The organism is Streptomyces sp. NPDC002076, from assembly GCF_053593835.1.
This window is the reverse complement of record NZ_JBSFDI010000007.1, coordinates 22,864-30,286: the sequence shown is the minus strand read 5'-3', so window position 1 is coordinate 30,286 and position 7,423 is coordinate 22,864. Positions and strand designations below refer to the sequence as shown.

At 68.4% G+C, this 7,423-nt stretch carries 9 protein-coding genes, 1 tRNA gene and 1 pseudogene; 2 read left to right on the top strand and 9 right to left on the bottom strand.

What is annotated here, in order from left to right:
• Window positions 1-193 precede the first annotated feature (193 nt).
• Window positions 194-700 (bottom strand): annotated as a pseudogene (locus ACWCQS_RS16700) (response regulator); the annotation flags it as partial.
• A 140-nt stretch (window positions 701-840) separates the two neighbouring features.
• Between ACWCQS_RS16700 and ACWCQS_RS16695 the strand changes: the two are divergent.
• Window positions 841-912, top strand: a tRNA-Arg gene (locus ACWCQS_RS16695).
• Between the two features lie 829 nt (window positions 913-1,741).
• Window positions 1,742-2,926, top strand: coding sequence for a S53 family peptidase (locus ACWCQS_RS16690; RefSeq protein WP_451005108.1), 1,185 nt, complete (start codon window positions 1,742-1,744; stop codon window positions 2,924-2,926).
• 128 nt (window positions 2,927-3,054) lie between these two features.
• Here ACWCQS_RS16690 and ACWCQS_RS16685 read toward each other — a convergent pair whose 3' ends face one another.
• From ACWCQS_RS16685 to ACWCQS_RS16650, 8 genes are all read right to left on the bottom strand, one after another.
• Window positions 3,055-3,363, bottom strand: coding sequence for a putative quinol monooxygenase (locus ACWCQS_RS16685; protein WP_451005107.1), 309 nt, complete (start codon window positions 3,361-3,363; stop codon window positions 3,055-3,057).
• A 207-nt stretch (window positions 3,364-3,570) separates the two neighbouring features.
• Window positions 3,571-4,944, bottom strand: a complete 1,374-nt coding sequence (locus ACWCQS_RS16680; RefSeq protein WP_451005106.1) for a tyrosine-type recombinase/integrase — start codon at window positions 4,942-4,944, stop codon at window positions 3,571-3,573.
• Window positions 4,941-5,135, bottom strand: coding sequence for a helix-turn-helix transcriptional regulator (locus ACWCQS_RS16675; protein WP_451005105.1), 195 nt, complete (start codon window positions 5,133-5,135; stop codon window positions 4,941-4,943). Before ACWCQS_RS16675 ends, ACWCQS_RS16680 begins: the two co-directional genes overlap by 4 nt.
• Window positions 5,111-6,418, bottom strand: a complete 1,308-nt coding sequence (locus ACWCQS_RS16670) for a replication initiator (RefSeq protein ID WP_451005104.1) — start codon at window positions 6,416-6,418, stop codon at window positions 5,111-5,113. Before ACWCQS_RS16670 ends, ACWCQS_RS16675 begins: the two co-directional genes overlap by 25 nt.
• Window positions 6,419-6,549: 131 nt before the next feature.
• The gene (locus ACWCQS_RS16665) at window positions 6,550-6,807 is read right to left on the bottom strand and encodes a SpdD protein (RefSeq protein ID WP_451005103.1); all 258 of its coding nucleotides are present in this window, start codon (window positions 6,805-6,807) and stop codon (window positions 6,550-6,552) included.
• 14 nt (window positions 6,808-6,821) lie between these two features.
• Window positions 6,822-7,016 carry a hypothetical protein gene (locus tag ACWCQS_RS16660; RefSeq protein ID WP_451005102.1) on the bottom strand — a complete coding sequence of 65 codons (195 nt, stop codon included), beginning with the start codon at window positions 7,014-7,016 and terminating at the stop codon, window positions 6,822-6,824.
• Between the two features lie 11 nt (window positions 7,017-7,027).
• The gene (locus tag ACWCQS_RS16655; protein WP_451005101.1) at window positions 7,028-7,219 is read right to left on the bottom strand and encodes a mobile element transfer protein; all 192 of its coding nucleotides are present in this window, start codon (window positions 7,217-7,219) and stop codon (window positions 7,028-7,030) included.
• Window positions 7,219-7,410, bottom strand: a complete 192-nt coding sequence (locus ACWCQS_RS16650; RefSeq protein WP_451005100.1) for a hypothetical protein — start codon at window positions 7,408-7,410, stop codon at window positions 7,219-7,221. Before ACWCQS_RS16650 ends, ACWCQS_RS16655 begins: the two co-directional genes overlap by 1 nt.
• Window positions 7,411-7,423: the final 13 nt, after the last annotated feature.

The window sequence follows — 7,423 nt, the reverse complement described above, 5'->3', positions numbered from 1 at the left end:
ACGGATCCCTGGCCACGCAGACGCTCCACCAATCCCAGGCCGACTAGCCGCCGGACGGAATCCCACCCGGTACGCCATCGGAGATCCCGTCAGCGACACCTCCCGGAACCCTGCTGTGGCCCCCGTCCCCCTCCGCACCACAGCCACAGCCACCGCCCCCACCCCCGTCCCCGTCACCCTCTCCGTCGCCACCCCCGCCGCGATGCCCTCCGTGCCCCCCGTGCCCTCCCTCATGCCCGTCTCCCCCATCTCCCCCATCTCCCCCGTCATCCCCGCCCCCGCGCTCGATCAGCTGCTTGACGAGGCGTACGAGTTCGGCGGGCTCGAAGGGCTTGGCGAGGAAGGCGTCCACACCGACATCGAGACCGGTGTCGACTTCGTACTGGGTGCACGCGCTGATGATGGCGAGGGGCAGATGGTGCGTACGGGGATCGGCGCGGAGCCGGGCGGCGGTACGCAGACCGTCCAGCCGGGGCATGACCACGTCGAGCGTCACGACGTCGGGCCGCACCTGATGCACAACATCCAGACACTCGGCACCGTCGGCCGCGGTCACGACCTCGAGCCCTTCCAGTTCGAGGTTGACCCTGATCAGCTGCCGGATGACCTTGTTGTCGTCCACAACAAGCACCCGACCCGAGGCCCTTGACACAAGTCGAGAGTAGGTCCGGCCCGGCCGCCGCGTCCGGGTTTTCCCCACTTCCACCCCGTACAGGGGACCCTTCCGACACCCGGCGGACCCGCCCCGACCGGCCCCCGCGGAAACGGGTTCCTGATCACCCCGCCGGACCTGCTAATGTTCTATCCGTCGCCGCGAGCAAGAAGCTCCGCACCCGACACGCCCCCGTAGCTCAGGGGATAGAGCAACGGCCTCCGGAGCCGTGTGCGCAGGTTCGAATCCTGCCGGGGGCACCCTGAATGAGGTGCCCAAAGACCCCGTCACCAGCGGAAACGCTGAGGCCGGGGTCTTCGCGTATGTGCAGGCGTATGCAGCGCTGAGCGGCCCTGGGACGGGGTCTGTGGACTATTCGTGGACAGGATCCTGGGGCGTCCACCGAGGTCAGCCGCCACATTCGACGGTCCGTCAGCTGCATCCGGCGCCTCTCCGAGGGCTCGGACGCCATCAACCGCTCCGCTCGGCACCAAGTGGGCGCGTGGCGCCATGCCCGGCTCCAGCGGCACCCGATCCCGCTCAAGTGTCGCCCCCTCCTCGGAGGCCAGACCGTGACGTATCTCATGAAGCGGTCAGAGCCGAGCTATCTCATAAAACCGACAGAGCGGGCATCGAACCAGTCGCGACTGCGCAGGAGACAACCCAACACGCGAAAGTCCCGCTGCCACCTGGACTGAAGCCGTGCGACAGCCAGGCCGGCATGCGCGCCCTCGACGGATTGCCCAGGCCGTGCGGGACACGCTCGGCATGGACATAGGTGATCGAAGCGGACGAAGCAGTGATAAGCCACACAGGGTCAATCCCTTGCCTCACGGACGGCCTCGCGGTGGGATCGCAGACCACAGCCGAGCATGGTCTAGTCCACTACGAGGAGCATCTATGCGCAGGATTCACGCGCGGCGGCGCACCGCGGTCGCCGCAGCCTGGATCACCAGCCTCACCAGTTTCGGAGCGATAGCAGGGCTTTTGTCCGGTTCCGTCGCCGTCGCTGCACCCGGGCGACCGGCGCAAGAAGTCAAGCCCGTGCCGGCGGCCGGACAGCAATCGAAGAGCGCGCCCGGCAGCCTGATGACCACTGCGCAGTGCCGGGCGAAGTGGGGGTTCGACTGCTACAACGCGCTCCAGTACCGCCAGGCGTACAACCTGAACCCGCTGTACAAGGCAGGAGTGACCGGCAAGGGGCGCACGATCGTCATCGTTGATCCGTTCGGCTCGCCGACCATCCAGAAGGACCTGGACGTCTACAGCGCCCGGTTCGGCATGAAGAGCACCCACGTCGACGTGGTCAAGTGGGGCAACGTCCCACGCTTCAACCCCAGCGACGCCGACCAGCTCGGCTGGGCCGGGGAGACCACCCTCGACGTGGAGATGGCGCATGCCGTCGCCCCGGACGCGCACATCGTCCTGGCGGAAACCGGAGTCGGCCGGATCGGGGACGGCACCACCGGCCTGAAAGAGGTCATGGACGCCGAGAAATCGCTCATCGACCGCGGCGTGGGCGACGTGATCAGCCAGAGCTGGGGCGTGGCGGAGAACAACTTCCCCGGTTTCAGCAAGGGTGACTTCTCCAGCATCCAGAACCTGCGGTACGCCTACAAGGACGCGGCCAAGCACCATGTGACCGTCACCGACGCTTCCGGCGACAGCGGACCCACCGACACCACCTCGAACGGCCAGACCACCTATCCGTACCGGGTCAACGCCTGGCCGACCGACGACCCCCTGGTGGTCTCGGTCGGCGGCACCCAGCTGCACCTGGACGCCAACGGCAACCGCACCGCGCCGGACAGCGTCTACAACGACCACGGCGCCAGCGGCGGCGGCCAGTCCCACGTCTTCGCCCGTCCCTCGTACCAGAACGGGGTGGCCGGCAATCACCGCAGCACCCCGGACGTCTCCATGTCCGCCGCGCTGAAGGGCGGCGGATGGGTGTACTCCAGCTACGACCCCAAGAGGGTCGGCTGGGAGGTCTACGTCGGCACCAGCGAGGCCAGCCCGCTCTTCGCAGGAATCGTGGCCCTGGCCGACCAGGTTGCCGGGCACCGGCTGGGAGACATCCACAAGGCGCTGTACTCCCTGTACGCGAAGTCCTCGTCGAACCCGTCCACCGGGATCGTGGACGTGAAGGACGGCACGAACAACAGCTACGCGGGAGTCACCGGCTACACCGCGGTGAAGGGCTACGACATGGCCACCGGCGTCGGAACCATCGACGCGGCCCGCTTCGTCCCGGCCCTCGCCAAAGCGGGCTGACCGCAACCTGTCCCCGAGGCGCGGGCGCCCGGCGTACCACTGCCGGGCCCCGCGCCGGGACGGCGGCTCGTACACGCAGACGTACGCCGCCGGAAGTGGCCGTGGGAAGCCCCGCTAGCCGACAGCGCTCAGTACTCCACACCCTTGCCAGAGACGAAGTCCAGTCGATCAACCTCCGTAGCGGAGAGGTACTTGTCCCGCTCGGAGAGGAAGGCACGTACGTAGTCCTTCGACTCGTGCTCGTCGAAAGCCGCCTTGTCCCGATACAGCTCGTAGAACGCACGCTGCAACGGTTGGCCAGCAACGCGGTGTACTGCGTAAATTGCCGTCCCAGGTTCGTTCGCCCGGATCTGCTCACCAGTCCGTGCCACCAACTCGTCAAACGCGGCCGCGGCCGCTTCGTCCTTGCAGGTGAATCGCACAAACAGCCCGAACATGCCAAGTCCCCTCTCGCATCGGCATCCGGTCGGCGCCCGTCCATCATGACGCCCGCGCAGGACGCCCTTCCGTTCAACGCGGCCGGGAGCTCGCAGGGAGATCAGACATGGTGTGTGGGCGCGCGTCTGCATCGTCCTGAGGAGCCCCGAGCAGAGCGAAGGTCCCCGGACTCATCCGAGGACCTATGAGTCGAGCACCACCCGTGCTCACTCGTACTCGCGCAACAGCTCCTCGATCTTCCGGTTGGCGATGTCCTGTCGTCCGTCGATGCACTTGGCGTAGCGGCTCAGCAGGACCTCAACACTGTTGCCCGCGCGTTCGGCCACCTCGGTGGGATCCACCCCGGAGTTGAGCCAGGTTGACAGCGCCGAGTGCCGGAGATCGTACGGACGCGCAGCGAGCGGGGAGGCGACCGCGGCCGGCGGGAGCGCCAGCGCACGGGCCTCCTGCCAGACGCGGTAGTACGTCGAGGAGCCAACCACTCCCCCGCGCTCGTTGGTGAACAGTCGCCCGTCCTCGGCGGTGCCGAAGGTGTCGAGGTGCTGCCGGAGGATGGCGACGAGTTGGGGCGGGATCGGTACGAGCCGGACCTCCTCCGCCGGTCGGTTCTTCAGGCCCCGGTCGTCGTGGGTCTCGCCGGAGTCCGTCCACTGCTTGCCGACACTGGGGCGCGTCCGGTTCAGCAGTGCCGTCCCCCAGCCGACCTCGGGCAGTTTCAGGTCTGCACTGGTGAGGCCGACGGCCTCAGCCGGGCGCAGGGCGCCGTAGTACATGCAGGCGAACAGGCCGACGAGTCGGCGACCACGCGCGCGGCCGTACCCGCCGATGTACGAGACCGCAGTCAGCAGGGAACGAGCCTGCTCAGGATTGGCGACCACCCGGGGGTCGACTTCTCCGGCAACCTTCGGCTTCTTCCAGCGGATGCCCGTGATCGGGTTCTCTTTGAACTCCCCGAGGTCTACCGCGTAGTGCATCGCGTTGACGAGTGTCCGACGTTTGCGCCGAACGGTCTCCGCGGCCGCCGCCGTCCCGTCGAGCTTCAGCTTGAGCGAGTCCAGGACGGCCCTGCCGACCGCGGCGTCACCGAGGTCCGAAAGCGGGCGCGACGCTTTGGCCACCCAGTGCAAGGCGTTCGCGATCTCGGTCGGCAATTCGCGCTCGTCCGGACCGGGAAGGACGAAGGCCCAGTTGCGGAGTGCCTTCCTGATCAGTTCCTCGGACGGCTGCCCAGGGCGATCGTCGAGAAGGGCCATCGTCACGGCGGTCAGGGCCTCGTTGATCCCGTTGCGCGTGTTCGGCGCCGCGTGCGGCCACTTCATGGCCAGGTACTTCAGAGCGAAGGCGTACCAGGTCATCGAGGCTGCTTTCTCGACCATCGAGTCGGGCAGCCCTGTGATCGTGTCGAATTCTTCGCCGGAATGAGTGGCGCGGAGCAACTTGGAACGGTAGTGATCCGCTAACCCTTTGGTACGGAACTGTTCGGAGAACACGGTTCCAGCGACAGTCCACCGGACGTCATAGGAGGACTTCTTGGTATTCCTCTTCCGGACGCCCCACACCTTCACGTCGAGGGACTTCACGCCGCCGCCTCCAACTGCCGCAGCCAGGCGGTGAAGTCGCTCCGCCAGACTCGCAGCTCGCCGTTGGGGAGCTTGAATGCGGCCGGCCCCTGCCCCAGCTCACGCCAGCGGTAGAACGTCCGGCGAGAAATGCCGCCCAGCTCGTCCAAGACTTGGCGAACAGTCATCAGTTCGTCGCGGCGGGTGTCCATGTCGGCTCTCCTTCCGTTCCGGGGGCGGGTTCGAGGGACGCAGCAAGCCAGGCTTCGGCGCGAGAGAGGCCGGTACCGGCGAAGACCCAGTGAGCGAGGACGAGCGTGGTCTCGCCGTCCTGCGGGACGGGCGGCGAAGCTTGGGCCCGGCGCCAGTCGGCGCGCGCGTCGCGGAGGGCGCCGAGGGTCGTGGAGTAGCGGCGGGACTTGGTGGAGAAGTGGCCGCGGAAGCCGAGCATGTGGGCCCAGGCCCGCAGGCGGAGGTCTGCCAGCTCGGGGCGGGCGCCCAGGGACCAGGCGGTCCGGATCATGCGCCGGGCGTGTTCGCTGATCCGTGCCTGGGCCAGCTCGGCGAGGAAGCGAACCGGCCGGTCCAGGGTGCCGGTCGCTGTCTCGGCTCCCTTGGTGGCGTACTTGGCGATGTACGCCGCTACGGCTCGCTCGGTCAGCTCCTGACCGTCGTCGAAGTCGGCGGAGCGGATCGTGCGGACGTCGAGCTGACGGCCGAAGACGAAGGTGTGGGCCCGCTCGTCGATCACCGGTCCGTCGACTCGCACGGTGGTGGCGGCGGCCTGGATGGCATCAGACAGCAGCTCGGCCGTGGCCCAGGCAGGAGGTGCGGAATCTCCGCCCTCCGGGCCGTCGAGGCGGATCACTGCGTGGAAGTGGACGGCGCCCCGCTTCTGGTACTCGGCCACCTTCGCGAAAGAGATCCGGGCGTGGTGCTGGAAGGCCCGCTGAGTGAGGCCGGCTCGCTTGGCGACTTCACGGCGGAGGTAGATCGAGAACCGCCGCCACAGCGCCCCTGCGTGCGCGTTCCACAGCACGGCCGCTTCGTAGTCGTAGGACTCCGGGTCGAGGGGTGTCCCCAGGACGGCGTCACCTTCCTCGTGCCGCACCCCGCAACGGCAGTTCCGGCCACCGGAAGGGCGGTTGTGGACGGGGCCGAAGCTGGGGGCGGTGAAGGTGGCGAAGACGCGAGGGTGTGTGGCGACCTGGTCGGGCGTGCCTTTGCCTCCGCGGAGTCCGGCGGTGATCAGGTGGTAGGTGTCGCGGCGGTAGGTCTCGGCACAGGCCGCGCGGCGGTTGTTGCAGCGGACGAGGAGCTGACCGGCGGGCAGGGCTGACGAGTCCAGGTCGTGCAGGACACGACCGATCTCGCCGGTCGTGGTGTCCACCGCGTATTCGGTGCGGTGACCGTCGAGGCGGACGGGGCGGGTGCAGCCGCCCAGGCCGGACAGCTGGCGGGCCAGCTCGGGCATGGTGCCGAGAGAGGCCAACATGGAGAGTTCCGCCAGCGGAGGCGGAGTCTGCCGGGTGATGATGGCAGTTCCTTTCGGCTGTTGCGACGGTTGGGAGGGACGGCCCCGGGGCGGCGGGATGCTTGGCGGCTTGTTGCCGCCCCGGCGGCCGGTCAGCGCTTGTTGGCGCTGCTGAGGAGGGAGCGCAGTACCACGGCGGCGATAGCCACGGACACGGCCGAGACGGCGACCGCCGCCAGGAGCGCGGTGAGCACGATTCCCACGACGACCACGGCAGCGACCGCGCCGACACCGACACCCACGTACGGAGCGACCGGACGGCCGGCGGAGGAGGCCGGAGCATGCGTCTGCTGAGGCGTGACGGTTGTCGTCGGCAGCGTCGTGATGTCGGGCAGCTTGGGGCGGAACACGGTGAGCCTCCTTGTTACTTGTGGGTGCCGTTGACGACGCCGACCCCGGAACGGGTGCCGGACTCGATAGCCGGAGCGAGGAAGGTGTGGGAGAGCCAGAAGCCGAACAGCGCGATCACGACGGCGACCCAGAGCCGGATGCCGAGGAACTTGATCGCGGCCCAGGCGATAAGGCCGAGGACGAAGACGAGCGGCAGCGAGACGGTCACTGGAGCTCCCTTCAGCGGACGGCACAACGGTGGGTGCGGGCGGCCAGCTCGGCGGCGGCGCGGCTGTCGTAGTCCGTGGCGAAGCCGCAGCGCGGGGCCGTGCAGGCGGCGGTGTGCTTCTCGCGGCCCCGGCCGTCGTAGTAGGTGGCGACCTGGACGGGCCCGATGCGGGTGACGTTGCGGAAGCGGCGGTTGGCGGGCATCAGCGGATCTCCTTCGGGTCTTCGCCGGTGAAGTCGGTGACGTGCTCGGCCAGCCAGCGCAAGATCTCGTCGCCCTCGTAGCTGTCGGCGGCGAGGATCACGGGCTCGGCGATGAGCACGGCTTCGGTGAGGCGGTTCTGTCGGGTCAGCTCGGCAGCGCGTTGCAGCGCGCGGAGCGTGGACGGGCGCACGGTGGAAGGTCCT

Coding starts and splice junctions, on each gene's coding strand:
- ACWCQS_RS16655 (WP_451005101.1), bottom strand. CDS start 7,219: ATGCCCGCCAACCGCCGCTTCCGCAACGTCACCCGCATCGGGCCCGTC.
- ACWCQS_RS16690 (WP_451005108.1), top strand. CDS start 1,742: ATGACCACTGCGCAGTGCCGGGCGAAGTGGGGGTTCGACTGCTACAAC.
- ACWCQS_RS16670 (WP_451005104.1), bottom strand. CDS start 6,418: ATGTTGGCCTCTCTCGGCACCATGCCCGAGCTGGCCCGCCAGCTGTCC.
- ACWCQS_RS16675 (WP_451005105.1), bottom strand. CDS start 5,135: ATGGACACCCGCCGCGACGAACTGATGACTGTTCGCCAAGTCTTGGAC.
- ACWCQS_RS16685 (WP_451005107.1), bottom strand. CDS start 3,363: ATGTTCGGGCTGTTTGTGCGATTCACCTGCAAGGACGAAGCGGCCGCG.